A 25519-nucleotide genomic window follows, 5' to 3' on the forward strand; every position below is an offset into this window, starting at 1 on the left:
AATGAAAAGAATTAAAGATCCTGGATTTGGGTATTCTTCTAGTAAGAATTCGCAAAGTATGATTAATGAAAAAGGACATTCAAATGTTATACATAAAAATAAGTCGTTAAGTATTAATGATACGTATGCCTATTTGATAGATATTTCTTGGTTCAAGTTTTTCATTTTTGTATTTATCTCATACATTATAGTTAATACAATTTTTGCAACTATATATTTATTAGTTGGTATTGAGCAAATAACAAATTCAACAGGAAGTAAAATAGATGACTTTTTTAATGCATTCTTTTTTAGTGCACAAACAATTACTACGGTTGGTTATGGAGGTCTTTCTCCTCAAGGTTTTATTGGTAATGTAATATCAACATTTCAAGCTTTAACAGGTTTGTTAAGTTTTTCTTTTATAACTGGATTGTTATATGGTAGATTTTCTAAACCCAAAGCAGCAGTTAAGTTTAGTAATAATGTTGTTTTAAGAGATTATGAAGGCGGTATGGCTGTAATGTTTAAGTTAATGAATTATCGTCCGAGTATAATGATAGATCCAGAAGTAACAGTAATATATTCAAATACAATAAAAGCTGAAGACGGTAATTTTAAAAAGGATTATTTTAGATTAAAATTACAAATGGATAAGTTAAAGTACCTAACTACTACTTGGACAATTGTTCATGAAATAGATAATGATAGTCCGTTTGCAGGAATGACTAAAGCAGAAATTAAAATGTTGGACGCAGAATTATATGTTTTAATTCAATATCACGATGAAACTTTTTCGCAACAAGTAAATCAAATGCACTCTTATAAAGCAGATCGATTATTGGTAGATGTTAAGTTTAAAAAATCTTTTTCTTTTGATGAAGAAGGTTATACAGTTTTAGATCACAGTATTTTAAGTGATGTAGAGAAAATGAATTAGTGTAAAGAAAATGTAATAATGGCAAATACAGCTATTATTAAAAATAGAGATATCAGTATTATAAAAGAATTTTTATAATGTTTTTTGTGAATTTTTATATCTTTTCTATAGCTCCAAATCATTGCTAATGTGAATACTACTATAAAACAAGCAGCAAAATAAAGCTGACCTTTTGTAAACATATTAAAAGTGTATATTTAAAGTCAAATGTACATTATTTTTTAAAATAACATACATTAAAAAAAAGAATCAATTAATATTTAGGAACTAAAAAATGAAAAATAAATTAAAAGCAGTAGAAACTTTTCATAACGCGTTTGGATTGGGCGTAAAAAATGAACCAATTGCAAACTTATCAGCTAACAAAATAGATTTGAGGTTCAATTTAATGGCAGAAGAAAATTTAGAATATTTAGAAGCTGCTAAAGCAAATGATTTAGTTGAAGTGGCAGATGCTCTTGGAGATATGTTGTATATTTTATGCGGTACTATTTTAGAACATGGTATGCAGCATAAAATAGAAGAAGTTTTTAATGAAATACAACGTAGTAATATGAGTAAACTTGGCGCAGATGGAAACCCAATTTATCGAGAAGATGGTAAAGTTATGAAAGGACCAAGCTATTTTAAACCAAATATTGAAGCTATATTAAAAAAATCTTAATATGATTTAGAAGGGTAATTTATTTTATTCTTTCTATTTTAGTAATTAAATTCAAACATCATCAATCAAATATTATGAAAAATTCAATCAAAAAAGTAGTACTGTTTTCTTCAGTAGCGGCTTTGTCTTTAACCTTTTCTTGTAAAGGTGAAAAACAAGTTGAAGAAGAAAAAATACCTGGAATTATTGTTGAAAACATGGATACATCTGTTCGTCCAAACGACGATTTTTTTAGGTATGTAAATGGAGCTTGGGTAGATAAAACTGAGATCCCGGCAGATAGAACTTCTTGGGGAAGTTTTAACGAACTACGTAAAAAAACAGACGAAGATGTATTAAAAATCTTAAATGAAGCAATTGCTGAAGGTGAGTTTCCAAAGCTGAAAGATGCACAAGGAAATTTTACAGTAGAATCAGATCAGCAAAAAGCAGTACATTTTTATGAGTCTATTATGGATACTGTTTCTAGAGAAAAACAAGGAATTGAACCTGTTAAGCCATTTTTAGATAGAATTGACGCTTTAAAAAATATTTCAGATTTAAATAAATTATTAACCGATATGGCGCCTTATGGAGGTGCTGGATTTTTTAATTTTGCCGTTTTTAATGATTTAAAAGATAGTAAAATGAATGCAGGTTATGTAACTCCTGCAGGTTTAGGCTTATCTAGAGATTATTATGTAGATCAAGATGAAGATACTAAAGGTAAAAGAGAAAAGTATATTGCACATATAGCAAAAATGCTACAATTCTTTGGCGACTCTAAAGAAGATGCAACAGCAAATGCTAATCGTATTTTTAAATACGAATACAGTTTAGCTGAACCTAGATTAACAAAAGAAGAATCTCGAGATACTAGAAAACTATACAACCCAAAAACTATTGAAGAAATAGCAACATTAGTTCCTTCAATTAATTGGAAAGCATATTTTGATGGTATTGGAGCAAAAGACTTAGAAAGAGTTATTGTTATGCAGCCTGCTTATATGGAAGCTGTTGAGTCTATTTTAAAATCTAGTAGTATAGACGATATTAAACTGTATTTACGTTGGACAACTATTGACAGAGCTGCTGGAATGTTAAATAAAGAATTAGATGTTGCAAATTGGGAGTTTTACAATAAAGAGTTAAGTGGAGCCAAACAACAAAGAGCAAGAGATGAAAGAGCTTTAGGTTCTTTAAATAATAATATTGGTGAAGCTTTAGGTAAATTATATGTAGATAAAAAGTTTCCGCCAGAAGCTAAAGCTAAAGCTGAAGAAATGATTAAAAATGTAATGTTAGGTTTCGAAAAACGTATCAATGCATTAGATTGGATGACTGCAGAAACTAAAGCAAAAGCTGTTGAAAAATTAGAAAAAATGACAGTTAAAATTGCGTATCCTGATAAATGGAAAGATTATGCAGCTTTAGATGTAAAAGGTGTTAAAGATGGAGGTTCGTATTTTCAAAATTCAATAAATATTGGAAAGTGGAACTTTGATCAAAAAATGGCAAAATTAGGTAAACCAGTAGATAGAAGTGAGTGGGGAATGGCACCGCAAGTAGTGAATGCTTATTTTAACCCTGTAAATAACGAAATTGTTTTTCCAGCTGCTATTTTACAGCCGCCTTTTTATAACTACAAAGCAGATGAAGCTGTTAACTATGGTGGAATTGGAGCTGTTATTGGTCACGAAATATCTCACTGTTTTGATGATGCTGGAGCTAGGTTTGATGCTGATGGTAACTTAAATAACTGGTGGACAGACGAGGATTCTGAAAAATTTGCAATATTAGGTAAAAAATTATCAGACCAATATAGTGCTGTGCAAGCTTTAGATGACGCTAAGTTAAATGGCGAATTTACATTAGGAGAAAATATTGGAGATTTAGGAGGAGTTAATTCTGCTTATGATGGGCTTCAAATATTTTACGAGAAAAACGGAAGACCAGAGAATATTGATGGTTTTACTCCAGAACAACGTTTCTTTATGAGTTGGGGTACAATTTGGAGAACTATTATGAGAGACGATGCAATGCGTAACTTAATTAAAACTGACCCACATTCTCCAGGTATGTATAGAGCTTATATGCCTTTACAAAATGTAGATGCGTTTTATGCAGCGTTTAATATTGTAGAAGGAGATAAAATGTATTTAACACCAGATGATAGAGTAAAAATTTGGTAATAAAAAAAGTAATAAAAAAAAGCCAACGATTAATCGTTGGCTTTTTTTTATTTTTCAATAGTGTAATTTGTTTTAATGCAAATAGGAATTCCATCTGCAGTTATTCCTTCTAAAGTAACACCTACTTTTGTAGGTACTTCACTATTAAAATAACTCATAGTGTAAACACCTTCTTCATTTGGAATTACATACGGATTCCAATATAGAGTATTCCTAATATCAGCAAATTCATCCCAAGCTTTTTCCTTTTTTTCTTCATAGTTAGGAGAGTAAAAGGCTCTCCAGTTATAAATACCTAAAATAACATCTTTCGAAGTGTGGAATTTTTTTCGTTCTCTTGTCGCTTCAACACCTTTTTTAGTGTAAATTAAAATAACACCATTAACTCCATTTGTAAAATTACTCATAGAACCATCACTTATTGCTTCAATTCTGTCAATACTTTCAGGTACAATTGAAGAAACTTCACTTGCGTCAATTTCAATATCATTCAATACAATTAATGCAGGTCTGCCTCTATGTCTAGAAAAACTTATAGTATCATTTACAACTTGAATATTTGGTATAGAAAACTGAATTAAATCTTGAACACTATTAAAATCTGTATTAGTTCCGTCAGCAACAAAAGTTTGATTAAAGCTAATAAATTCATTTGCATCTTTTGCTTTTTTGGCTTTTCCTACTACTAAAACTTCATCTAATTGGTTTGCAATAGGAACATCAAAATCTATAAATTTTTTAAAAATGTTTTCTTTTACGGTTTCAGTAGCTGTTTTTTCTTCTGAATTAATTTTAGTAATGTCAAATTTAATAGCTGGAGGAGCAATTTCTAAAGAGTCTAAAACAATTTCACCTTTAGACTTATTACCTTTATCTTTAGCACTTAACATTATTGTTGTTTCGCCAAATATTACTAAGTTTTCAAAAGCAAACCTTCCATTTTTATCAGCCTCCGAAACATTCATAGCAGTTTTTTCCTTATCTATATAATACATAAGAACTTTACTGTTTGGCTTTGGTCCGTTACCAAATAGTTTTTTTACTCTACCAGTTACGTTAATACCCAATTCTATATCAAATTTTCTTTCGGTAGTTTTAAGTTCTTTTTTCCAAAGAAAATCTCTCCATCCTTGTGTTTGTAATAGTAAATCTAAATGTATTAATCTTTTTTTGTTTGAAGGATTAAAATAGTATCCTGCATTATTAACATTTCCCTTAATGTCTGCTTGCATTAAAAAGTACGAGCATATATTTTCAAAGTTGTCCGAATTAGTTCCGTTACTTGTTTGGTCAACAGCAGCTAGTGAAAAATTAGAAAATAAACGTTTATCGTTTTTATCTTTTGCATTTACAGTAAGAGTAACTTTTTCTTTAGGTTCATATCCAGTTTTATTAGCTTTTAAGGTTATAGAATGATTTTTTTGTTTTTCAATATAAACAAGTCTTTCTCCGTAAGGTTTTCCTTCTTCATCAAAAATAGTTACTTGTGCAATTCCTTCAGGTAAAACATTACTTGGAATAAGAAAAGGAGTAGAATATTTATTTGATTCAACCAAGCCTTCAAAGTAAACAATTCCACGAGTTTTAATTAAAATTTTAAACTTTGTAGAAGGTTTGGTACTTAACGTTTTTTCATTTGTATTAATTACTCCAACAATTTTATTTTGAACTTTTTTTACACCCAGAGTATAGCCTGTTTTATAAATTTCAGGAAGCTTAAATTCTTTAATTTCATTATTAATAGTTATTTCTGCCGTATAATTTTCAGTTAGTTTAGGTTGAATTTTAAAACGACCCATTCCATCATGTTCGGTTTTTAAAGAAGCAATACTTTCACCATTAGAGTTTTTTATTAAACCTTCAATTTTTAATGGCGAGCCATTTTTTGTAGCTTTAAAAGCAACAATGCTATAAACATTTTCTACTAGCGAACCTCCTTCTGGAAAAAATTGTAAATCAATAAAGTCTTTAATTTCAACTTCTTTTTCAATTTTTTTTGAAGGTTTGTTTTTCTTTTTATTAGCTTCGACAATGGCTTTGTTTTTATCGTTTATACTAATTATTTCAATATTTTTAGTAAAAATAAAGTGATCTCCAAAATTACGCATCCACTTAGTGTAAGCTCTTAATTGGTATGTTCCTGGTTTTTTTACTCCAAGAGAATCAGTAAGAATAAAATCACCATTACCCATTCCGCTGTCTAGATAGGTTTTTCTTTTTGAAATAATTTTTTTGTCGGGAGAAATTAGTTCAACATGCAGAATTCTACTATGCTTATGAGGTTTATTTGTTTGAGCATTTAAACTATACGCTTTATACCAAAGAGACTCTCCTATGTTATAAAAATTTCTATCTGTATGTAAGTATATTTTTTCTAATACTTTTGATTGGTTTTTCTCGGTGTTTTGAGCAAAAATTGTAGTAATGTTTATAAAAAGAAAAGCAATTAAAAATGCTATATTTTTTAAGGGAGTATTCATTCTATAGATTTGTTTAAAATATTGATTTAATAAGAGTAAATTATACACTTATTAATTTAAACAAACTTAAAGAGAACCGTTTAATTAAACAATTTATTTAACAAAATAACATTATACAAACACTATACTAAGTCTGCACTATAGAAACCACCTTTGTTTTCTTTCCTAGTTTTTGAAAACTGAGTAATTAAGTAAGCGGTTGTAATTAAGTTTCTAAGCTCACATAAATCTACCGAAAGTTCAGAATGATCGTACAATCTTTTATTGTCTTCGTATAAGCCTCTTAATCTTCTTTCTGCACGTAGTAAACGTTCATTAGAGCGAACAATTCCAACATAGTTACTCATAATAGTTTTAACTTCATTTCTGTCGTGAGTAATTAAAACTTTTTCCATGTTTTTTACAACACCGCTATCATTCCATAAAGGAATACTATCTGGCTCTTTAATTTTATGGAAACGTTTAGTTAAGTTCTGGTATGCGTTGTGAGCATAAACAATACCTTCTAATAATGAGTTTGAAGCTAATCTGTTACCTCCGTGTAAACCACTGCGTGTAACTTCGCCACAAGCGTATAAGTTTTTTAATGAAGTTTTTGCTTTTTTATTTACATCAACACCTCCGCAAATATAATGTTGTGCAGGAGAAACAGGTATATAATCTTTACGAACATCTATACCTAAGCTAATGCATTTTTCGTTAATATTTGGAAAATGTTTAATAAATTCTTCATAGTCCATATGTGTACAATCTAAGTACACATGTGGAGCTCCACTTTGTTTTAATTCATTATCAATGGCTCTTGCAACAATATCTCGCGAAGCTAGTTCTTCACGGTCATCGTATTTTTTCATAAACCTATTACCTTCAAAATCTCTTAATATTGCACCTTCACCACGAACAGCTTCAGAAATTAAAAAAGCAGGGTATTCACCAGGGTTAAATAATGCAGTTGGGTGAAATTGAATAAATTCAACATCAGCAATTTCAGCTTTAGCTCGGTAAGCCATTGCAATTCCATCTCCTGTTGCAACAACAGGGTTTGTTGTTGTATTGTAAACTTGTCCATTTCCACCAGTTGCAAGCATAGTTACTTTGGCAGAAAAGGTTTTTACAATACTTTTTTTTATGTCTAAAACGTAAGCACCAAAGCAAGTAATGTTCTCTTTCCTTTTGGTTTGCTTTTGTTTTACTTGATGTTCCGTAATTAAATCGATAGAGTAGTGGTAGTCTAAAAAAGTAATATTTTCTTTAGCTTCTACTTGTTCAATAAGTGCTCTTTCAATTTCGGCACCAGTAATATCTTTATGGTGTAAAATTCTGTCTTGAGAGTGCCCACCTTCTCGACCTAATGAATAGCTGCCATCTTTTAATTTGTCGAATTTTGCTCCCCATTCAATAAGTTCATTTAGTCTATCTGGGGCTTCTTCAACAACCATTTTAACTACTTTTTCATCGCAAATACCATCACCAGCAATTAAAGTATCTTGTATATGTTGTTCAAATGAATCTACTGTTTTGTTCCAAACTGTTGCAATTCCACCTTGTGCATATTTGGTGTTACATTCGTTTTTTTCGTTTTTAGTTACTATTGTAACGGTACAATCTTTAAATTGATTGGCAACTTTTAAAGCAAAAGTTAAGCCAGATATACCTGAACCAATTACTAAAAAATCAGTTTGAAAAATTCTTTTATCAGCGTTCATTGTAAATTTGTATTATTTTGAAAGTTCAAGCATACGTTCAATAGAAACTAATGCTTTTTTACTTAATTCAGCTTCAACTTCAACATTTGGTAATTCGTGTTTTAAGCATAAATACAGTTTTTTCATTGTATTCATTTTCATATAAAAACATTCGCTACAGTTACAGTTGTCATCTTCTACAGGAGCAGGAATTAAAATTTTATCTGGTGCATCTTGTCTCATTTGGTGTAAAATACCAACTTCCGTAGCAACAATAAATGATTTGGCTTCACTATTTTTTACATAATTTAATAAGCCTGAAGTTGAACCAACGTATTTTGCAACCTTTAATAAATGAGCTTGAGACTCAGGATGTGCAATAATTTCTGCTTCTGGATTTTCAGCGTGTAAGGCTAAAATTTTATCTATGGAAAAAGCTTCGTGCACCATACAAGCCCCATCCCAAAGTACCATATCTCTTCCCGTTTCTTTAATTAGCCAAGCTCCTAAGTTTCTGTCTGGAGCAAAAATAATTGGTTGATCTTTTGGTATAGAGTTAATAATCATTTCAGCATTAGAAGAAGTACAAACAATATCTGTCAATGCTTTAATCTCTGCTGAAGTGTTTACGTAAGAAACCACTAAATGGTTTGGATGTTCTTTTTTAAATGCCGCAAATTCTGAAGGCGGACAAGAATCAGCCAATGAGCAACCAGCTTTTAAATCTGGGAGTAAAACTTTTTTTTCTGGATTTAAAATTTTTGCAGTTTCAGCCATAAAATGTACGCCTGCAAAAACAATAATATCAGCATCAGTAGTTGCTGCTTTTTGCGCTAGAGCTAAACTATCTCCAACAAAATCTGCAATATCTTGTATTGCGTCTTCTTGATAGTAGTGAGCTAAAATTACAGCATTTTTTTCTTTACGTAGTTTTTTAATTTCACTAACGTAATCTATATCTTTAGGCGTTTCAATATCTAAAAACCCTTTTTCTTCTAAATTTTTTTTTGCTTTTTCTAGTGTAGTCATAAAATGTGCGTTGTTTATATTGTTTTTAGACCAAAAAATATGCCAAACAAACGGGTATGTACCCGTTTGCTAAGCATTGCAATTTACTAAATTTTGTTTATATGTAAGCTCAACTGCTTATCGAACTTTATAAGTCCAGTTAAATTTGTCTTCAAGTTTATTTTGTTGGATACCAGTTAAGCGAGTTTTTAAGCGTAATGCGTAGCTATCTTCCATTACTGGTAATTCAAATTTTTGATCTTGATCTGCAAAACCTTGAATTATACTAATTACTGCTGCAGTACCAGCACCAAACATTTCTTTTAGTTCGCCTTTTTTAGCAGCTTCAACAATTTCTTGTCTAGAAACAGGCCTAACTTCAACTTTTATGCCTTCATCTTCTGCTAATTGAATTAAACTTTTTCTAGTAACACCATCTAAAATTCTATCGCTAGTTGGTGCCGTAATTAAAGTGTCGTTTACTCTAAAGAAAACATTCATTGTACCAGCTTCTTCTAAATATTCGTGCGTAGAAGCGTCTGTCCAAACTACTTGTTGGTAACCTTGTTCGGCAGCTAAACGAGCAGGATAGAAAGATGCAGCGTAATTACCTGCAGCTTTAGCAAATCCAACACCACCATTAGCAGATCTGCTATATTTATCAGCAAAAACTACTCTTACTTCACCAGCATAATATGCTTGAACTGGTGCACAAATAATCATAAATTTATAATTTGTAGAAGCAGATGCCGAGACACAGTTTTCAGTTGCAATAACAAATGGACGAATATATAAGGAATCTCCTTCTCCTTTTTGAACCCATTGACTGTCTAATTTCAATAATTCATTCAACCCTTCAAAGAAAAATTCTTTTGGAAAAGCAGGCATATCTAAACGCTCAGCAGATTTGTTTATACGTTCTTGATTTTGATCTGGTCTAAACAACCAAATATCATCGTTTTTATCTTTGTAGGCTTTCATTCCTTCAAAAACAGCTTGGCCATAATGAAAGACTTTTGCTGATGGGTCGAAAGCAATTGGTTGATAAGGTCTAATTTGAGGAGTTTGCCATTCACCATCTTTGTAATCACATTCAAACATATGATCCGTAAAAATTTCACCAAATTTTAAGTTACTAAAATCTACATCTGAAATTTTTGATTTTGCAATTTTTTCAATGTTTAAAGCCATAATAAGTCATTTTTTGATTAAACAAAATTACTTAAATTTTTTAATTAAAAAATATTTAGAAGAATGCATTAATTACCTTTTTATCAATAATTAAAAGTTAATAGTGTTTAAAAAAGTATTAGGTTAATCAAAAAATACATTATTGTTATAAAGCACTACTTTAAATTTTGTTTATGATAAAAATCATAAAAGGTTATAATTCATTTATTTACTTCAATAGAAATAAGTTGGTTTAGCTGTTTTTAAAATGAATTTAATTAGTGTACGAACCGTTCTTTTTAATACTTTTGTGAAAATTAATTTTTTTGAAAAGAGAGATAATTATAACAGGAGATGGTTCGTCAACCATACATATGCCCGAGTGGAATGAACAATACCATTCAAAACACGGAGCAATTCAAGAAGCTAAACACGTATTTATTAAAAGCGGATTAGAATTATTTTCTAACACAAATGTTAATATTCTTGAAATTGGTTTTGGCACAGGTTTAAATAGTTTTATTACACTGTTAGAAGCTCCAAAACTTAATTTAAAAGTTAATTATACAGGTGTTGAAGCTTATCCTGTTGAAAAATCTGAAATTGAAAAGCTAAATTATGTTGAAGAATTGAGTGCTAGTAAATTTCAAAAAGAATTTGATGTATTACATACAAGTAATTGGGAGGAAGAAATAAAAATTTCAGAAGAATTTATTTTAAAAAAAGAACAAAAGTTTTTTAAAGAAATTGATACTAAAGATTATTTCAATTTAATATATTTCGATGCTTTTGGAGCTAGAGTTCAACCAGAATTATGGACTGAAGAGATTTTTGAAAAAATGTACGCCTCCTTGAAAGAAGGTGGAGTTTTAGTAACGTATAGTGCAAAAGGAAGTGTTCGAAGAGCCATGCAAGCGGTAGGTTTTAAGGTAGAAAGATTAGCTGGCCCACCAGGAAAACGAGAAATGTTACGTGCAATTAAATAATATATTATGGAGTTTAAAAGAATAAGAAAACGTAAAAAACCAAATTATAAACGAGGCTTTATTTTAGTATTAGCCTTATTTTTAATTCTTTACTTATGGTTTAATGCTGAAGATTTTATTGCTGGTTTTTTGGGTAAATAATTATTTTTTGTAATTCCTTTCTTTCCAAGTATAGGTGTTAAATTGAGCTAAAAGCCCAATTGTAGAAACAAAAAAAGGATAACATAAACTGCTTAGTATATAGTGAAAAAAAGCACTTTTCACATTCAATAAATGTTCGGTTTTACTTATTAAAATAGAGTCTATAAAAAATTTGACTATTAAACTGATTGCTAAAGGAAGCCAATAATTTGTTGTAAATAGCAATGAAATTAGTAAAAGAATAATTACAAAATTTTGTAAAAACACAAAAATACTAATCAATTGAGAAAATTTGTTCTCGTATGCGCTACTTTTTGAAGCCCATCGTAATTGTTGATTATAAAAAGCTTTCCAAGTGTTTTCTGTTTTTGTTTTAACTAAAGCGTTGTTAGATTTTAAAAACATTACTTTTTCAGGATATTTTTTCACCATTTTTTCTAGTAAAAAAACATCATCTCCACTTGCAATTTTAGAATTACCTTCAAAACCTTTTATTTTAATAAAAATATCTTTTCTGTAACACAGGTTTGCACCGTTACACATTATTGGTTTATTAATTCCAAAAGAACCAATAGTAGAACCAATTAAACTAGTTAAGTTTAGTTGTTGAAAAATAGCTAAAAATGTTTTTTTAGTTTTAAAAACTACAGGTGCAGCAATAAAATAAGGTTGCTTTTTTTCAATAAAGCTATTAAAAGTTTCTAGCCAATTTTTATGTAATTCGCAATCTGCATCAGTAGTAATTAACCAATTAAATTTAGCCGTTTTAACAGCCGTTTTAATGGCGTTTTTTTTAGGTGAATTTGAAGCTCTTTTATTTTTAAGAAGTTGAATGTTTAGTTGTGGGTTTTGTAAAATAAATTCATCAATAATTTTAACAGAAGAATCTTGAGAGTAGTCGTTAACTAGTAAAACTTCAAATAAATGTTTTGGATATTTTAAATTTGAAAATGATTGAAGTAATCTAGGTAAGTTTTTTTCTTCATTTCTAAACGGAACTATAATAGAAAATTCATTTTTAGGTTCAGTTTTTTCATCAAAAAAATCAATAGCATCAAAACCAATTATAAATGATAAAATTAGGATAGAATACACTACTAAAATTAATATAGATACAAGAATCATTTTTTAACAGGTACTTTAAAATTTAAAACAAAAATACTTCCAATTAATGTAGGGATTGCAAAATTTAGAATCCACATTAAAGTAGTTGTAAAAAATATGGTTACACTATCTACATAAACAAAACTAAAAAGCCATAAAGCAATTGAGCCTTTTATTGCCCAATCGAAAATTGAAATACTTGGAATTATAGATGCTAATAAATACATAGAAAATATAAGCTGCATACACGTAAAATAATCAACTTTGGTGTTTAAAAGTATTAAAATAAAATAGAATTGATGGCTAAAAATAACATATCTAGCAATGCTAAATGTTATCGTTTTTAAGTGAATGTTTTTTGGTATTTGTTTAAGGTAATTAAGTGTTTTATTTAGTGTTGAAACAATCTGTTTTTTAATAGTTGGCACAAAAAAAGAACTAATAAAAAGCACACTAATTAGTAATATATATATTGGGTTTTTTAGTGAGATATAAGGAGTTTTTATGTTGTAATTTAAAAAGAAACAAGCAAGTCCAATAATACCAAAAAATAACGTAGAAATAAGTTGAAACAAATTTCCGACTAAGTTTAATACCATTATTTTTTTGCGTTTTTCTTTTTCAAAAAAAAGAGCTTTAGCACCGTATTCTCCAATTCTATTAGGTGTAATTATGGAAGCTGTTAGCGAAGCAAAACATTGTTTGTAAGCTTCAAAAAAAGAAATTTTGCGTTCTTGAGATGCTAAAGATTTCCATTTAAATATTTCTAAAAACCAATTAACATCTGTAAAAAGTAATAATGCTATTAGTAGCCATATGTTATTGCTAGTTAGTAATATTAATTGTTGTTGAAATTCTTGTAGAGTAAGATTAGTGTTACTAGTTAACTTTTCAAAAATATAATAAATAGCAGCACTAACAATTACTAGTTTTAAAAGTAGAATAAAGTAGTATTTATATTTATGTAAGTTGTTGTACATTTGGTTTTACAAATAAACGGAATATTGAGTTCAGAAAAAATTATATTAGGTATAGATCCAGGAACCACTGTTATGGGGTTTGGATTGATTAAGGTGGTAAATAAAAAAATGGAGTTAATTCAGTTAAATGAATTAAATCTAAAAAAATATACCGACCATTATGTAAAGCTAAAACACATTTTTGAGCGTACTATTCATTTAATAGATGAATATCATCCAGATGAAATTGCAATTGAAGCCCCTTTTTTTGGTAAAAACGTACAGTCTATGTTAAAGCTTGGTAGAGCGCAAGGTGTTGCTATGGCAGCAGGCTTGTCTCGAGAAGTTGCAATTACCGAATATTCACCTAAAAAAATTAAAATGGCCATAACCGGTAATGGGAATGCAAGTAAAGAACAAGTTGCAAAAATGTTGCAAAGTTTGTTTAAAATTAAAGAAATGCCTAAAAATTTAGATTCAACAGACGGTTTAGCCGCAGCCGTTTGTCATTTTTATAATAGTGGTAAAGTTACTACAGGAAAAAATTATACAGGTTGGGACTCTTTTGTAAAACAGAATGCAAAACGAGTTAAATAATTATATAATTACATCGCATTCAAAAGTTTCGTATTTTTTTTCAATAACTAATTTTCGGTGTTCATTAAAAAGCTGATATTCTTTAGAATTTTCCATCCTGTCCTTATCTTCTTTAGAGCTCCAGTATTCTACTAAAAAAAAGCGATTCTCTTCATTTCTATCTTTAAAAATGTGAAAATGATCCAATCCGGCAGGTTTAGCTTCTGTTATCTCTTCAAATTGTTGAAGTTCTACAAAGGAAATTCCTTCGCCTTTTTTTACTTTAAATGATACGATATGAGTGTACATAATTTTGGTATTTACTCAAATGTACCATGCAATGCGCGTTAAAAAGCTAATATAAATCATCTTTTGGTCTTTTTTTTAGAAAAAGCGTACATTTATCGCTAACAAAAAACAAAAAATTGGCAGGCATATATATTCATATACCATTCTGTAAACAAGCGTGTTACTATTGCGATTTTCATTTTTCAACTTCATTAAAATATAAAAATGAAGTACTGAAAGGGATAGAAAAGGAGCTAGTACTTCGTAAAAACGAAATAGGCTCTACTAAAATTGAAACTATTTATTTTGGTGGTGGTACACCTTCGCTATTAAGTTTAAGTGAATTGAATTCCATATTTGAGGTTATTTATAAGAATTTTAGTGTTGTTGCTTCTGCTGAAATTACTTTAGAAGCTAACCCAGATGATTTGTCTTCAGAAAAAATTAAAGAATTGGCTAAGTCTCCAGTAAATAGATTAAGTATTGGAATACAATCTTTTTTTGATGACGATTTAAAGTTTATGAATCGAGCACACAATGCTTCTGAATCTAAAAAATGTTTGGAAGAGGCTTTAAAGTACTTCGATAATATTACAATCGATTTAATTTACGGAGTTCCAAATATGACCTCAGAAAAATGGAAAAGTAACTTGCAACAAGCTTTTGATTTTGGAGTACCGCATATTTCTAGTTACGCATTAACTGTTGAAGAAAAAACAGCTCTGCATAATTTTATTAAAAAAGGGAAAGTGCCTGGTGTTGATGAAGGTGTAGCTTTAGAACATTTTAATATGTTGGTTCAAGAAACCGAAAAAAAGGGATTTGTTCAGTACGAAATTTCAAATTTTGGAAAACCGAATTATTTTTCAAAGCACAACACTTCCTATTGGTTAGGTAAGCCTTATTTAGGTGTTGGTCCATCAGCGCATTCATTTAATGGAACGCAGCGGGCTTGGAATATTTCTAATAATATAAAGTATGTAAACGCTTTAAAAGAAAATAAATTACCATTAGAAATTGAAAGTTTATCTGAAAATGAGCAGTTTAATGAGCTTGTTATGACAGGTTTAAGAACAATTTGGGGTGTAGATTTATTAAAGGTAAAAGAACATTTTGATACCAGTTATTTTACTTATTTAAGTGAAAATTCTAAGTCTTTTATAGAACAAGGTTTATTAGAAATTAATGCTGAAAATTGTTTAGTAACAACAAAAAAAGGTAAGTTTTTAGCAGATGGTATTGCAAGTGATTTATTTAAAGTTTAAAACAATTGTTATCTTTGATTAATAGCAAAAAACTATGGAACTATTTATAGGAATTTTTTTAGGAGGAATATTAATGTTTGGATTAATTTCACTCTTCAATAAAAAAAAGAACGTACAGAAAATTGAACATCAGTCGGCGGTATTAATTGAAAAAATAAAAAGCGTTTGTAAATTAATTTCAGTTGAAGGCGATTTTGCAGAAATTTATCATTACCAAGATACTAAAAATCAATTTTTTGGGTTGCTTACAGGTAAAAAGAAAGCCATTTTATTGGTTAACGCAAAAGCACATGTTGGATTCGATTTGTCTAAAATTCAGTTACAAGCAAATACTTCAAAAAAAGAAATTGTATTAACGCATTTTCCTGAACCGCAAGTATTAACTGTAGAAACAGATGTAAAGTATTATGATAAATCTGATGGTTTTTTTAATAAATTTAATGCAGAAGATTTAACAATTTTAAATAAAGAGGCTAAAAATTTTATTATAGATAAAATACCAGAAAGTGGTTTGTTAAATAATGCGAGTAAGGAGGCCTTGGACACTATTTTAATGATAGAAAAAATGATAGAAACTTCTGGGTGGTCGTTAAATTACACACAATTGGTTTTATCTAAGGCGCAAGAAAAAATAGAAGGTTAAATGGACGAGTTGATTGAAGAATACTTAACAAATCATAGTGTTTTTTTAGTTGAAATGGCCTTAGAGAAATTGGTTGCTAAAACTACTGAAGCTAATTATTTAGAAATAATTTCAAAAATTGAAAAATTCCCAAATTCAACAGAAATTGATGTAGCAATGTATATTCACGATATTGCAAAGCCAAATTATGTTGACTTAAAATTGAATATACAATTAAAAAAGTTAGCTTTTAAAGATAAAGATGCTATTGAAGAATTAGATTTTGCATTGTTAAAAATTCAAAAAAAATGAATGTAGAGCAACTAAGAGAATATTGTTTATCTAAAAAGTATGTTACCGAAAGCTTTCCTTTCGACGAGCAAACATTGGTATTTAAGGTTGCCGAAAAAATGTTTGCTTTATGTAGTTTAGAAAAACGTCCGGCAAGTGTAAATTTAAAGTGTAACCCAGAAAGAGCAATTGAACTTCGTGAAGAAAATGAAGATATAATAGCTGGTTACCATATGAGTAAAAAACATTGGAATACGGTTTGTATTGAAGGTCAATTATCAACTGTTTTTATTGAAGAATTAATAGACCATTCATACAACTTAGTTGTAAGTGGATTAACTAAAAAAATGCAAAGAGAACTAGGTTTTATTAAAAATTAACTATCTCTTTTTTCTGTATTCAGAAGGTGTTATGCCTTTTAACGCTTTAAATTTTCTGTTGAAATTAGCTAAGTTATTAAACCCAGATTTATATGAAATTTCAGTAATACTTAAATCATTATTTTTAGCTAATAATTTACACGCATTTCCAATTCTAATATCAATTAAAAAGTTTACAAAAGTTTTAGTAGTACGTTGTTTAAAGTACCTGCAAAAAGCATTTGGAGTCATATTTGCAATGTCAGCAACATCGTGTAAACTAACTTCTTTATGAAAGTTATTCATAGTGTATTGAAAAATATCACTCATACGTTTACCTTCATTACCAGCATATTTTTTTAAATTAATAAGCGATGATAATTTTTGACGTTCAGACGATGAAATAATATTTAAAATATTTAAAAAGTTTAAAAATTGCTCAAACTTCGCTTCATTTTTAATGGTCATTAATAAAGGAAGCAACACATCTTTATTTGATTTTACTTTAATACCTAAACTTATGTCGCTAAAAAACGATTGCATATGGTCAAATTCAGGTAAATCAAAAAATGTTTCGCCGTAAGAATTTTTAGAGAAAAAGATAGAAATCATTTCTGTTTCTTTCAAAAAACCTTCGTCTCTTTTAAAAATATGCGGCAAATTTTCTCCAATAACATAAATGTCATTCTTTTTGAAATCACCAACGTGATCTCCAATAACGTAAGTTCCCTCTCCTTCAGTAACAATACTTATTTGAATTTCTTTATGTTGGTGAAGCTTTTCGTAAAAAGTTTCATCCTTATAACTCTCAACAAATAAAGTTACATTCTCTGGTTTTGGAATTGTAAATGGTAACACCTTCATATAGGTAGAACTTTGTAAATATTAGTCAGTAATGCTCCAAAAATAATAAAAAATGTTAAAATAATATTGTTTTATGTATAAATCTACATTTTTTGAATATTAATATGGCAATTTAAACGCTTTTAAAACTTATATTTGATTAAGAATTTCAAGTTAAAATTAATGATTACAGGTAAAAATTATATAGGCAATGTATTGTCGTCTATAGGAAAAAATACATTTAAAACATTCAACCCGCAATTAAATAAAGAGAATAAAGTAGTACATACTGAGGCTAGTTTAATTGAAATTGAAAAAGCCGTTGAATTGGCAGAAGAAGCATTTTTTAGTTATAAAAAGGTTTTGGGATTAGAAAAAAGTAAATTTTTACTTGAAATAGCCAATGAAATTGAAAACTTAGGAGATGAATTACTAGATACTTATGTTAACGAATCTGGTTTAACAAAAGAACGAGCAATGGTAGAACGAACAAGAACCATTTTTCAATTACAATCTTTTGCTGAATTGGTGAAAAAAGGAGATTGGGTAGAAGCTTCAATAGATACAGGAAACGAAGATAGAAAACCAAACCCGAAACCAGATATACGTAAAATGTTAGTGCCAATAGGTCCAATTGTAGTTTTTGGAGCTAGCAATTTTCCATTGGCTTATTCTACAGCTGGAGGCGATACAGCTTCTGCATTGGCTTCAGGTTGCCCAGTAATAGTAAAATCGCATCCAATGCACGCAGGCACAGGCGAATTAGTAGCTTCAGCAATAATTAAAGCTGCTGAAACAACAGGAATGCCAAATGGTGTTTTTTCAAATTTAAATAGTAAGGGAATTGAAGTTGGAGAAACTTTGGTAAAGCATCCTAAAGTAAAAGCTGTAGGTTTTACTGGAAGTTTTAAAGGTGGAAGAGCTTTGTATGATTTAGCTTCACAAAGAGAAGAACCTATTCCAGTTTTTGCTGAAATGGGAAGCGTAAATCCAGTTATTATTTTACCAAATGCTGTAAAACATAAATCAACATTTTGGGCAAAACAATATGCAAGTTCCATTGCTTTAGGATCCGGGCAGTTTTGTACAAATCCAGGTTTAATTTTAGGCATAAAAAGTAACAGTTTAACTAAGTTTATTAGAAATTTAGGTGAAGAAATTATAAAAATTGAACCATCGTGTATGTTGCATCCTACAATAATTGGTGCTTATGAGAAACAAAGTAATGAAGCTAAATTGGAAGAAGGAGTTACTACTGTTGCCATTCAAAATAAAGAAGTTTTAAAAAATTATGGCAAGCAAATAATAGTAACTGTTGAAGGTGAAACTTTTTTACAAAACAAAAAATTACATCAAGAAGTGTTTGGGCCGTTTTCAATAGTAGTGCAATGTGAAAACAAAGCACAATTAACTAAAATTATTAGAAATTTAGAAGGTCAACTAACGGGTACAATTATTTCTGAAGGTGATGATGCCGTAGAGTTTGAAAATTCTATAGAATTATTGAAAAATAAAGTAGGGCGATTAATTTTTAACGGAGTTTCAACCGGTGTTGAGGTTTGTAATTCAATGGTTCACGGTGGTCCTTACCCAGCTTCAACAGATAGTAGGTTTACGGCAGTTGGGGTAAATTCAATAAAACGTTGGGTTAGACCTTTTAGTTATCAGAATTGGCCAAATAATTTATTGCCAAGCGAATTGAAAAATGAAAATCCATTGCAAATTTCACGAGAAATTAATGGTGAAAAAACAATGGCTAAAATTTAACATATTTTAAGTTTTAAAGATTAAATAATCTTTAATTTTGAAGTAGAAATATAAAAGAGATTTACATAGCTATAATATTATATAAAATGAACATTATAAATACAAGAATACAGCAGTTAAGAGAAAAAATGAAAGCATTAAAATTAGATGCTTACATAGTTCCATCAACCGATCCTCACCAAAGTGAATATGTGTGTGATTATTGGAAAGTTAGAACTTATTTTTCTGGTTTTTCAGGTTCTGCAGGAACATTGGTGGTAACAGCAAATGAGGCTGCTTTATGGACAGATGGGCGTTATTTTTTACAAGTTGAGCAAGAATGTGCAGGAACAGATGTTCATTTATTTAAACAAGTTGTACCACACGCACCAGAACATATTCCTTGGATTTGTAATGAGTTGGCAGAAAATGCTGTGATTGGTTTAGATTACCGCCAATTTTCAAAATCTCAAATAGATTATTTATTAGGTTTTTCAACGCCAAAAAATATAGTTTTAAATCATCAGCCACATTTAGTTAATGAAATTTGGACTGATAGACCAGCATTACCTTCAGAAAAGGTTAAGGTTCACTCATTAGAATTTAGTGGAGAAAGCACAGCTTCAAAATTAAATAAAGTTAAAGCCGAAATTGAAAATCAACAAGCAGATTATTACTTGCTTTCTAGTTTAGATGATATTGCTTGGTTGTTTAACATCCGTTCTACCGATATAGATTTTACGCCTTTAGTTACTGCTTACGGTGTTGTTGGTAAAGAAAAATCGTATTTGTTTAGCGATACAAACCGATATTCTTCTGAATTAATTGAAGTATTTAATACATTAAATATAGAAGTATTAGATTATGATTTAATTGCAGATAAATTACCTGAATTAAGTAAAGGCAAAAAGATTGTTACGGATGCAGCTTCATTAAATTACGCTTCTTTTGATGCTATTGAGGGTGAAATTATTTTTCAACAATCTTTAGTTCAGCAATTAAAAACCATTAAAAATGAAGTTGAGATAGAAAACACTAAAAAGTGTATGTTAAAAGATGGTTTAGCAATGACTAAGTTTTTTATGTGGTTAGAAGATGAATTAAAAGAGAGAGCAATTTCAGAATATGAAATTGGAAAAAAACTAACTTCATTTAGAAAAGAACAACCGTTGTATAAAGACGATTCTTTTGCGAGTATTGTTGGGTATCAAGGTAACGGAGCAATAATTCATTATACAGCGCCAGAAAAAGGTTCTGCTATGGTAGAAAATAAAGGATTACTTTTAATAGATAGTGGTGCACAATACGAAAATGGAACAACAGATATTACTAGAACTGTTTGGTTAGGCGGAGAAGTAAGCGAAGAAATTAAAACGGCGTATACTTCAGTTTTAAAAGGGCATATTGAGTTGGATCAAATGCAGTTTCCAAAAGGAACTGTTGGTATGCAGTTAGATGCTTTTGCTCGTATGCATTTGTGGAAACAAGGATTGAATTTCCCTCACGGAACGGGTCACGGAATTGGAAGTTATGGTATGGTACACGAACCAACACAAGGTTTTACGTCTAATATGACAACCTCAAGAGGTGCTGAAGCTCACAAACCAAATCAGTTTACAACTATAGAACCTGGTTGTTATAAAAAAGATACTTACGGAATTAGAATTGAAAATGTAGTAGTTTCTAAAGTAAATGAAATTAATGATTTTGGCGAATTTTATGGTTTTGAAGCTTTAACAGTTTTTCCAATTGATACTCAATTAATTGATGTTACATTGTTAGAAAAAAGTCAAATTGATTGGTTAAATAATTATCACGAAAAAGTGTACAATACGCTTTCAACTAAATTAAAACCAAGTGAAAAAGATTGGTTAAAGGAAAAATGTAAAGCATTGTAATTTCATAAAAAAGCCAAAACGTTTGTTTTGGCTTTTTTATGAAATTATAAATTTGCTAGGCATTATTATTGATGTAAATTTAAGCCTAATAAAAATGTTTAAAAATTAATAATTTATTATATGAAATTATTTAAGTCTGTTTTCTTATTTGTAGCTGTAACGGTTTTATTTTCTAGTTGTAGAGTAAAATTAGAACCTGTTGAAATATTAACCTTTAAGCAACAATTAGAAAAGGTGTTTCCTAATGCCGAAATTTCTAAAATGGAAGCCAAAGATCATTTTACAAGCGCATATCATATTGTTTTAGAACAACCTTTAGATCATAATAATAAGGAAGCAGGTACTTTTCAGCATCATATTTATTTATCGCACGTAGATGAAGAAATGCCAACCGTTTTTATTACTGAAGGGTATAGTGCTACCCCAAGAACATATGAGTTGTCTAAAATATTTAAGGGAAATCAGGTTCAAATAGAATATCGATTTTACGGTAAATCGCGTCCAAATCCAATTCCTTGGGAGTATTTAAAAAACGATCAGGCAATTGAAGATTATCATTATATAAATACACGTTTAAGACGTTTGTATTCTGGTAAATTTATTTCTACAGGAATTAGCAAAGGAGGCGAAACAGTATTGATTTATAAGTCTAAATACCCTTGGGATGTTGAAGTTGCCGTTCCTTATGTTGCGCCACTAATTAATGGTCAAGAAGATTTGAAAACAGAAGAACATATTAATACTGTCGGAACAAAAGAGTGTAGAGATAAGATTACACAATTTCAACGTTTAGTGTTAAGTAATAGAGCAGAGGTTTTAAATGAAATTGAAACATACGCTATTGATAAGAATATGAAATTTACCGAGGTTTCTACTGAAGAAGCATTGGAATATGCTGTATTAGAATTTCCTTTTTCGTTTTGGCAATGGGGCGGTAATTGTGGTTCTATTCCAGGTGAAACCGCAACACCACAGGTGTTGTTTAGTTATATAAATAGCATTGTGGGTATTAGTTTTTATAACGATAAAACGTACTTTGATTTATTGCCATCATATTATCAACACATGACGGAGTTAGGTTATTACGGGTTTGATACTACTCCGGTAAAAGATTTATTAAAAGTTGTACATAAGCCTACTAATTTACGATTTGCACCAAAAAATACAGACTTAACGTTTAATCCAAATTATATAAAAGAAGTCCGTGATTTTGTAGAAAATAAAGGAAACAAAATTTTATATGTTTATGGAGAATATGATACTTGGGGTGCTTGTGCTCCAAATCCTAAACCACATGTAGATGCTTTAAAAATGGTGTTAAAAGGAGCTCCACATAGTACTCGTATAAAAAATTTCTCTAAGGAAGATCAACAACGTATGTATAATAAATTGCAAAGTTGGTTAGGGTATAGTGTTACAATTCATCCATTAGAAAAGTAATATGGACGAATTCATAAAAACATTAGAATTTGAATTTCAAAAAAATGAGAACCCTAAAGTTGCTAAGCAGCAAAAGTCTTATTTACGAGATCAATTTGAGTTTTATGGATTAAAATCTCCTGAAAGGAGAGAGGTTCAGAAACCTTTTTTAATAAAGGCTTATTTACCCAAAAAGGAAGAATTAGAAAGTTTAGTAAAAGAACTTTGGAGTAAACCACAGCGAGATTTTCATTACTTTGCGCAAGAGTTAGTTTTTAAATATAACAAGCAATTTAAGGTTGAAGATATTACATTGTTTGAATTTATGGTTATAAATAATTCTTGGTGGGATACGGTAGATTTTATTGCTGTAAAATTAATGGGTACTTATTTTAAAATGTATCCTGAGCAAAAAGAATTTTACGTAGGTAAATGGTTGAATTCTTCTAACTTTTGGTTACAACGTTGTGCATTGTTATTTCAATTAAAATATAAAACAGACATTGATGTAATTTTGTTAAGTAAAGCAATAAATTATTTATTAGGTTCTAAAGAATTTTTTATAAATAAAGCCATAGGTTGGGTATTACGAGAATACAGTAGAACAAATCCAAATTGGGTATTAGATTTTGTGGAAAAAACAGAATTACATTCATTAAGTAAAAAAGAAGCATTAAGATTAATAAAGCTATGAGTCCAGAATTAAAAGATAAAATAATTAAGGTTTGTAATACTAAAATTGCTAAAAAAGGAGATAATGTTGGAATATCATTTTATGCGTTTTTTAAAAATAAAAACGATAACCCAGAGCTTTTAATGGAAGCTGCAGAATGGTGGATTAAAACACACAAGCTTGACCATTTTGAAAAGGCTGTTAAAATAAAAGAGCTTGTATTATAATTAATTAGAACCAGTTTTTTAAATAAGGAGGTATTTATTTTGAATGAAGAAATAGAAAATCCAAGGCGCGAATGTTATAAGTGTAAGAGGCCTTCGAACACATGTATTTGTAAGCATATTAGTCCTTTTCAAACTAAGACTCGTTTTATTATACTTATGCACCCGAAAGAGTACAGAAAAGAAAAAAGCGGAACGGGACATATTACTAAGCTTCAACTTGAAAATTCAGAAATTATAGTTGGTGTCGATTTTAGTAATAATAAACGTGTAAATGAAATACTTACAAACAAAAAAAGTAGTTCTTTTTTATTGTATCCTGGAAAAGATAGTTTCAACTTGTCTGTACGAAAAGAATCAGAAATAAATTTATTTATGGGTAAAACCCCAAACATATTTATACTTGATGGTACATGGCCTTGCGCTCGTAAAATGCTTAAATTAAGTAAAAACCTACAAAAACTACAAAGAGTGAGTTTTGATAATAAAATAACATCGAAATTTATTATTAAGCAGCAACCAGCACCTCTTTGCCTTAGTACTATTGAGTCCGTTTATACTGTTCTAAATTTATTGAAAGAAGGTAACGTAGAACAATGCAATACGAAAGATTTTCTTGTTCCTTTTGAAAAAATGGTTGAGTATCAAATAGAATATATGCTAGACCCAAATAATAAAAACGAATGTTCAAATATAGGTAGTGAGATTACTTCTAAGAACCTGTATAAGAATAAAACTGAAGGACGTATTATTTTTGAATAAAGTTAAATGTCAGTTATCCAATAATACTTTTTTGACTTTTATGAAAGGCATCGGCCTGCATTTGTAAAATTTCGCGTGCTTTTTGTTTTTTGTAATTGTAAATCTCTTCTTCGGTAGCCAAATCGTTATAAATAGTTTGGTTTAAAGCAACATCCGTATCTAGCACATTTTTACGTTGATTTTCTTTTTGTGTTATCCAAGTTTTTACGGAGTTTTCAATATCCTGTAGTTTATAATCGTATTCGCCTTTTGGTGAAATTAACTTTGCTATAATTGGTGAGGTTTCTATAGCTAAAAACAATAGAAATATAAAAAATGAAGGTAACCAAGGTAATTGCTGTAAAGCATTAACACGAGCCATTAAACCATCAAAACCATCAATAATTGGTTGTGTTGCGGTTTCTTGTTGTTTTTGTATGGTTGTTAATTGATTAATTTCGTTTTCTTTTGTTAATATTTTAGCATTATTAGTTGTTTTTAATTGTTGAAGTTCAGTAAGAGAAGCATCGTGTTTGTCGCGTTTTTCTTTGTATACAGGTCCTTTGCCTAATAATTTAGTGCCAGCAGTGCCTTCAGCTTCTGTAATATACGTGTTGTATAGGTTGTCAGTTTCTGTCTGCTTTTCTTCAATTTCTTGTTTTAATGCATTTATTTCTGAATTAATTTTTTCTATTTCGGGTGTAAATTGAGTTGCTATTTGAGTTTTATTTGCAAGTGTTAGGTCGTTTTTTTGAGTTAGTAATACTTGATTTATTTCTTTTTCAAATATTTTTAGTTCTAATGGTTTTGAAATTACAACGGCAATAATAATTGCTAAAACTAAACGAGGTGCTGCTTGTATAAACTCTTTCCATTTACTATCGTTTTTTTTAATTGTTGAAACTATAAAACGGTCTAAATTAAAAATAAGTAATGCCCAAATTAAACCAAAAAATATGGCAGTATAATAATTGTCGAATACTGTATATAGTGCATAAGCCGATGCTATAAATGCCATTACAGCTGTAAAAAACACAGTGCCTCCAATTCCTGCAAATTTGTTTTGTTCAGCTATTGAGCTGTTTTTTAATATAGTTGTGTCTGCACCAGAGCACATCCAAAAGAATTGTTTAAGCATAACATAGTAGTTTGTTATGCAAAGAACGTTAAATTTTTAAAGTTATTGTATTACAGAAATGTTAAATGATAGAAGTAGTTTATATAAAAACTAAAGTATTAAATTTTTATTGTGTTAGGGATAGCAGTGAAAAGCCCACAGCGTTAGCG

At 29.6% G+C, this 25519-nt stretch carries 25 protein-coding genes; 16 read left to right on the top strand and 9 right to left on the bottom strand.

Annotated features, from left to right (window positions below; all coding sequences use genetic code 11):
- Position 1: 1 nt before the first annotated feature.
- The 3 genes from BLU40_RS04235 (at position 2) to BLU40_RS04250 (ending at position 3754) form a co-directional block, all read left to right on the top strand.
- Positions 2–919, top strand: coding sequence for an ion channel (locus tag BLU40_RS04235; RefSeq protein ID WP_090120043.1), 918 nt, complete (start codon positions 2–4; stop codon positions 917–919).
- 274 nt (positions 920–1193) lie between these two features.
- On the top strand, positions 1194–1583 hold the full coding sequence (locus BLU40_RS04245) for a pyrophosphohydrolase domain-containing protein (protein WP_090120045.1): 390 nt from the start codon (positions 1194–1196) through the stop codon (positions 1581–1583).
- Positions 1584–1657: 74 nt separating this feature from the next.
- Positions 1658–3754, top strand: a complete 2097-nt coding sequence (locus BLU40_RS04250; RefSeq protein ID WP_090120046.1) for a M13 family metallopeptidase — start codon at positions 1658–1660, stop codon at positions 3752–3754.
- 47 nt (positions 3755–3801) lie between these two features.
- On the opposite strand, the gene BLU40_RS04255 is transcribed toward BLU40_RS04250, so the two are convergent.
- From BLU40_RS04255 to BLU40_RS04270, 4 genes are all read right to left on the bottom strand, one after another.
- A complete protein-coding gene (locus tag BLU40_RS04255) occupies positions 3802–6234 on the bottom strand; it encodes a hypothetical protein (protein ID WP_090120047.1) in 2433 nt (810 codons plus the stop codon).
- Between the two features lie 122 nt (positions 6235–6356).
- Complete coding sequence (gene nadB, locus BLU40_RS04260) at positions 6357–7940, bottom strand: L-aspartate oxidase (RefSeq protein ID WP_245729892.1); 1584 nt, start codon at positions 7938–7940, stop codon at positions 6357–6359.
- Between the two features lie 12 nt (positions 7941–7952).
- The gene (gene nadA, locus BLU40_RS04265) at positions 7953–8948 is read right to left on the bottom strand and encodes a quinolinate synthase NadA (RefSeq protein ID WP_090120049.1); all 996 of its coding nucleotides are present in this window, start codon (positions 8946–8948) and stop codon (positions 7953–7955) included.
- Between the two features lie 117 nt (positions 8949–9065).
- Positions 9066–10118: a branched-chain amino acid aminotransferase gene (locus BLU40_RS04270; RefSeq protein ID WP_090120052.1), complete on the bottom strand. Its 1053-nt coding sequence runs from the start codon at positions 10116–10118 to the stop codon at positions 9066–9068.
- A 305-nt stretch (positions 10119–10423) separates the two neighbouring features.
- On the opposite strand from BLU40_RS04270, the gene mnmD reads away from it, so the two are divergent.
- Together mnmD and BLU40_RS17830 are read left to right on the top strand one after the other, a co-directional pair.
- Positions 10424–11083: a tRNA (5-methylaminomethyl-2-thiouridine)(34)-methyltransferase MnmC2 gene (mnmD, locus tag BLU40_RS04275; protein WP_090120054.1), complete on the top strand. Its 660-nt coding sequence runs from the start codon at positions 10424–10426 to the stop codon at positions 11081–11083.
- 6 nt (positions 11084–11089) lie between these two features.
- Positions 11090–11224: a hypothetical protein gene (locus BLU40_RS17830; protein ID WP_262493697.1), complete on the top strand. Its 135-nt coding sequence runs from the start codon at positions 11090–11092 to the stop codon at positions 11222–11224.
- Here the strand turns inward: BLU40_RS17830 and BLU40_RS04280 are convergent, their stop codons facing one another.
- Both BLU40_RS04280 and BLU40_RS04285 read right to left on the bottom strand, forming a co-directional pair.
- Entirely contained in the window at positions 11225–12349 is a 1125-nt protein-coding gene (locus BLU40_RS04280) for a glycosyltransferase family 2 protein (RefSeq protein ID WP_090120055.1), read from the bottom strand.
- Positions 12346–13308 carry a lysylphosphatidylglycerol synthase domain-containing protein gene (locus tag BLU40_RS04285; RefSeq protein WP_090120057.1) on the bottom strand — a complete coding sequence of 321 codons (963 nt, stop codon included), beginning with the start codon at positions 13306–13308 and terminating at the stop codon, positions 12346–12348. The genes BLU40_RS04280 and BLU40_RS04285 overlap by 4 nt, the downstream gene beginning before the upstream one ends.
- Before the next feature lie 24 nt (positions 13309–13332).
- Between BLU40_RS04285 and ruvC the strand changes: the two genes are divergently transcribed.
- Entirely contained in the window at positions 13333–13884 is a 552-nt protein-coding gene (gene ruvC / locus BLU40_RS04290; RefSeq protein ID WP_090120381.1) for a crossover junction endodeoxyribonuclease RuvC, read from the top strand.
- On the opposite strand, the gene BLU40_RS04295 is transcribed toward ruvC, so the two are convergent.
- Positions 13885–14172 carry an antibiotic biosynthesis monooxygenase gene (locus BLU40_RS04295; protein ID WP_090120059.1) on the bottom strand — a complete coding sequence of 96 codons (288 nt, stop codon included), beginning with the start codon at positions 14170–14172 and terminating at the stop codon, positions 13885–13887.
- Positions 14173–14288: 116 nt separating this feature from the next.
- On the opposite strand from BLU40_RS04295, the gene hemW reads away from it, so the two are divergent.
- Genes hemW through BLU40_RS04315 form a run of 4 tightly spaced genes read left to right on the top strand, consistent with a single transcriptional unit; the run spans position 14289 to position 16709 of the window.
- On the top strand, positions 14289–15416 hold the full coding sequence (gene hemW, locus BLU40_RS04300) for a radical SAM family heme chaperone HemW (RefSeq protein ID WP_090120061.1): 1128 nt from the start codon (positions 14289–14291) through the stop codon (positions 15414–15416).
- A 34-nt stretch (positions 15417–15450) separates the two neighbouring features.
- Positions 15451–16059 (top strand): DUF4230 domain-containing protein, encoded by a 609-nt coding sequence (locus BLU40_RS04305; protein WP_090120063.1) that lies wholly within the window; start codon positions 15451–15453, stop codon positions 16057–16059.
- The gene (locus tag BLU40_RS04310; protein ID WP_090120066.1) at positions 16060–16350 is read left to right on the top strand and encodes a hypothetical protein; all 291 of its coding nucleotides are present in this window, start codon (positions 16060–16062) and stop codon (positions 16348–16350) included.
- Complete coding sequence (locus BLU40_RS04315) at positions 16347–16709, top strand: MmcQ/YjbR family DNA-binding protein (protein WP_090120069.1); 363 nt, start codon at positions 16347–16349, stop codon at positions 16707–16709. The genes BLU40_RS04310 and BLU40_RS04315 overlap by 4 nt, the downstream gene beginning before the upstream one ends.
- On the opposite strand, the gene BLU40_RS04320 is transcribed toward BLU40_RS04315, so the two are convergent.
- Positions 16710–17552, bottom strand: coding sequence for an AraC family transcriptional regulator (locus BLU40_RS04320; protein WP_090120072.1), 843 nt, complete (start codon positions 17550–17552; stop codon positions 16710–16712). It abuts the gene before it with no gap.
- Positions 17553–17714: 162 nt separating this feature from the next.
- Between BLU40_RS04320 and BLU40_RS04325 the strand changes: the two genes are divergently transcribed.
- The 6 genes from BLU40_RS04325 (at position 17715) to BLU40_RS04350 (ending at position 24253) form a co-directional block, all read left to right on the top strand.
- Positions 17715–19298: an aldehyde dehydrogenase (NADP(+)) gene (locus BLU40_RS04325; protein WP_090120074.1), complete on the top strand. Its 1584-nt coding sequence runs from the start codon at positions 17715–17717 to the stop codon at positions 19296–19298.
- 86 nt (positions 19299–19384) lie between these two features.
- Positions 19385–21175, top strand: coding sequence for an aminopeptidase P family protein (locus tag BLU40_RS04330; protein WP_090120076.1), 1791 nt, complete (start codon positions 19385–19387; stop codon positions 21173–21175).
- Between the two features lie 120 nt (positions 21176–21295).
- A complete protein-coding gene (locus BLU40_RS04335) occupies positions 21296–22615 on the top strand; it encodes a S28 family serine protease (RefSeq protein WP_090120078.1) in 1320 nt (439 codons plus the stop codon).
- Between the two features lies 1 nt (position 22616).
- Entirely contained in the window at positions 22617–23288 is a 672-nt protein-coding gene (locus BLU40_RS04340; protein WP_090120080.1) for a DNA alkylation repair protein, read from the top strand.
- The gene (locus tag BLU40_RS04345; RefSeq protein ID WP_090120082.1) at positions 23285–23494 is read left to right on the top strand and encodes a DUF6500 family protein; all 210 of its coding nucleotides are present in this window, start codon (positions 23285–23287) and stop codon (positions 23492–23494) included. The genes BLU40_RS04340 and BLU40_RS04345 overlap by 4 nt, the downstream gene beginning before the upstream one ends.
- Positions 23495–23533: 39 nt before the next feature.
- The gene (locus BLU40_RS04350; RefSeq protein WP_090120084.1) at positions 23534–24253 is read left to right on the top strand and encodes a tRNA-uridine aminocarboxypropyltransferase; all 720 of its coding nucleotides are present in this window, start codon (positions 23534–23536) and stop codon (positions 24251–24253) included.
- Between the two features lie 13 nt (positions 24254–24266).
- Here the strand turns inward: BLU40_RS04350 and BLU40_RS04355 are convergent, their stop codons facing one another.
- Positions 24267–25370, bottom strand: coding sequence for a DUF4407 domain-containing protein (locus tag BLU40_RS04355; protein ID WP_090120086.1), 1104 nt, complete (start codon positions 25368–25370; stop codon positions 24267–24269).
- Positions 25371–25519: the final 149 nt, after the last annotated feature.

The sequence above is a fragment of the Lutibacter oricola genome, from assembly GCF_900106565.1.
GTDB lineage: Bacteria > Bacteroidota > Bacteroidia > Flavobacteriales > Flavobacteriaceae > Lutibacter > Lutibacter oricola.

What these genes read in the sequence shown, in the direction of transcription:
- BLU40_RS04295 (WP_090120059.1), bottom strand. Translation starts at nt 14,172, where the DNA reads ATGTACACTCATATCGTATCATTTAAAGTAAAAAAAGGCGAAGGAATT.
- BLU40_RS04245 (WP_090120045.1), top strand. Translation starts at nt 1,194, where the DNA reads ATGAAAAATAAATTAAAAGCAGTAGAAACTTTTCATAACGCGTTTGGA.
- BLU40_RS04250 (WP_090120046.1), top strand. Translation starts at nt 1,658, where the DNA reads ATGAAAAATTCAATCAAAAAAGTAGTACTGTTTTCTTCAGTAGCGGCT.
- BLU40_RS04285 (WP_090120057.1), bottom strand. Translation starts at nt 13,308, where the DNA reads ATGTACAACAACTTACATAAATATAAATACTACTTTATTCTACTTTTA.
- BLU40_RS04325 (WP_090120074.1), top strand. Translation starts at nt 17,715, where the DNA reads ATGATTACAGGTAAAAATTATATAGGCAATGTATTGTCGTCTATAGGA.
- BLU40_RS04310 (WP_090120066.1), top strand. Translation starts at nt 16,060, where the DNA reads ATGGACGAGTTGATTGAAGAATACTTAACAAATCATAGTGTTTTTTTA.
- BLU40_RS04320 (WP_090120072.1), bottom strand. Translation starts at nt 17,552, where the DNA reads ATGAAGGTGTTACCATTTACAATTCCAAAACCAGAGAATGTAACTTTA.
- BLU40_RS04315 (WP_090120069.1), top strand. Translation starts at nt 16,347, where the DNA reads ATGAATGTAGAGCAACTAAGAGAATATTGTTTATCTAAAAAGTATGTT.
- nadA (WP_090120049.1), bottom strand. Translation starts at nt 8,948, where the DNA reads ATGACTACACTAGAAAAAGCAAAAAAAAATTTAGAAGAAAAAGGGTTT.
- BLU40_RS04280 (WP_090120055.1), bottom strand. Translation starts at nt 12,349, where the DNA reads ATGATTCTTGTATCTATATTAATTTTAGTAGTGTATTCTATCCTAATT.
- BLU40_RS04340 (WP_090120080.1), top strand. Translation starts at nt 22,617, where the DNA reads ATGGACGAATTCATAAAAACATTAGAATTTGAATTTCAAAAAAATGAG.
- BLU40_RS04355 (WP_090120086.1), bottom strand. Translation starts at nt 25,370, where the DNA reads ATGCTTAAACAATTCTTTTGGATGTGCTCTGGTGCAGACACAACTATA.
- BLU40_RS04235 (WP_090120043.1), top strand. Translation starts at nt 2, where the DNA reads ATGAAAAGAATTAAAGATCCTGGATTTGGGTATTCTTCTAGTAAGAAT.
- BLU40_RS04255 (WP_090120047.1), bottom strand. Translation starts at nt 6,234, where the DNA reads ATGAATACTCCCTTAAAAAATATAGCATTTTTAATTGCTTTTCTTTTT.
- BLU40_RS04330 (WP_090120076.1), top strand. Translation starts at nt 19,385, where the DNA reads ATGAACATTATAAATACAAGAATACAGCAGTTAAGAGAAAAAATGAAA.
- BLU40_RS04345 (WP_090120082.1), top strand. Translation starts at nt 23,285, where the DNA reads ATGAGTCCAGAATTAAAAGATAAAATAATTAAGGTTTGTAATACTAAA.
- nadB (WP_245729892.1), bottom strand. Translation starts at nt 7,940, where the DNA reads ATGAACGCTGATAAAAGAATTTTTCAAACTGATTTTTTAGTAATTGGT.
- BLU40_RS04305 (WP_090120063.1), top strand. Translation starts at nt 15,451, where the DNA reads ATGGAACTATTTATAGGAATTTTTTTAGGAGGAATATTAATGTTTGGA.
- BLU40_RS04335 (WP_090120078.1), top strand. Translation starts at nt 21,296, where the DNA reads ATGAAATTATTTAAGTCTGTTTTCTTATTTGTAGCTGTAACGGTTTTA.
- BLU40_RS04270 (WP_090120052.1), bottom strand. Translation starts at nt 10,118, where the DNA reads ATGGCTTTAAACATTGAAAAAATTGCAAAATCAAAAATTTCAGATGTA.
- BLU40_RS17830 (WP_262493697.1), top strand. Translation starts at nt 11,090, where the DNA reads ATGGAGTTTAAAAGAATAAGAAAACGTAAAAAACCAAATTATAAACGA.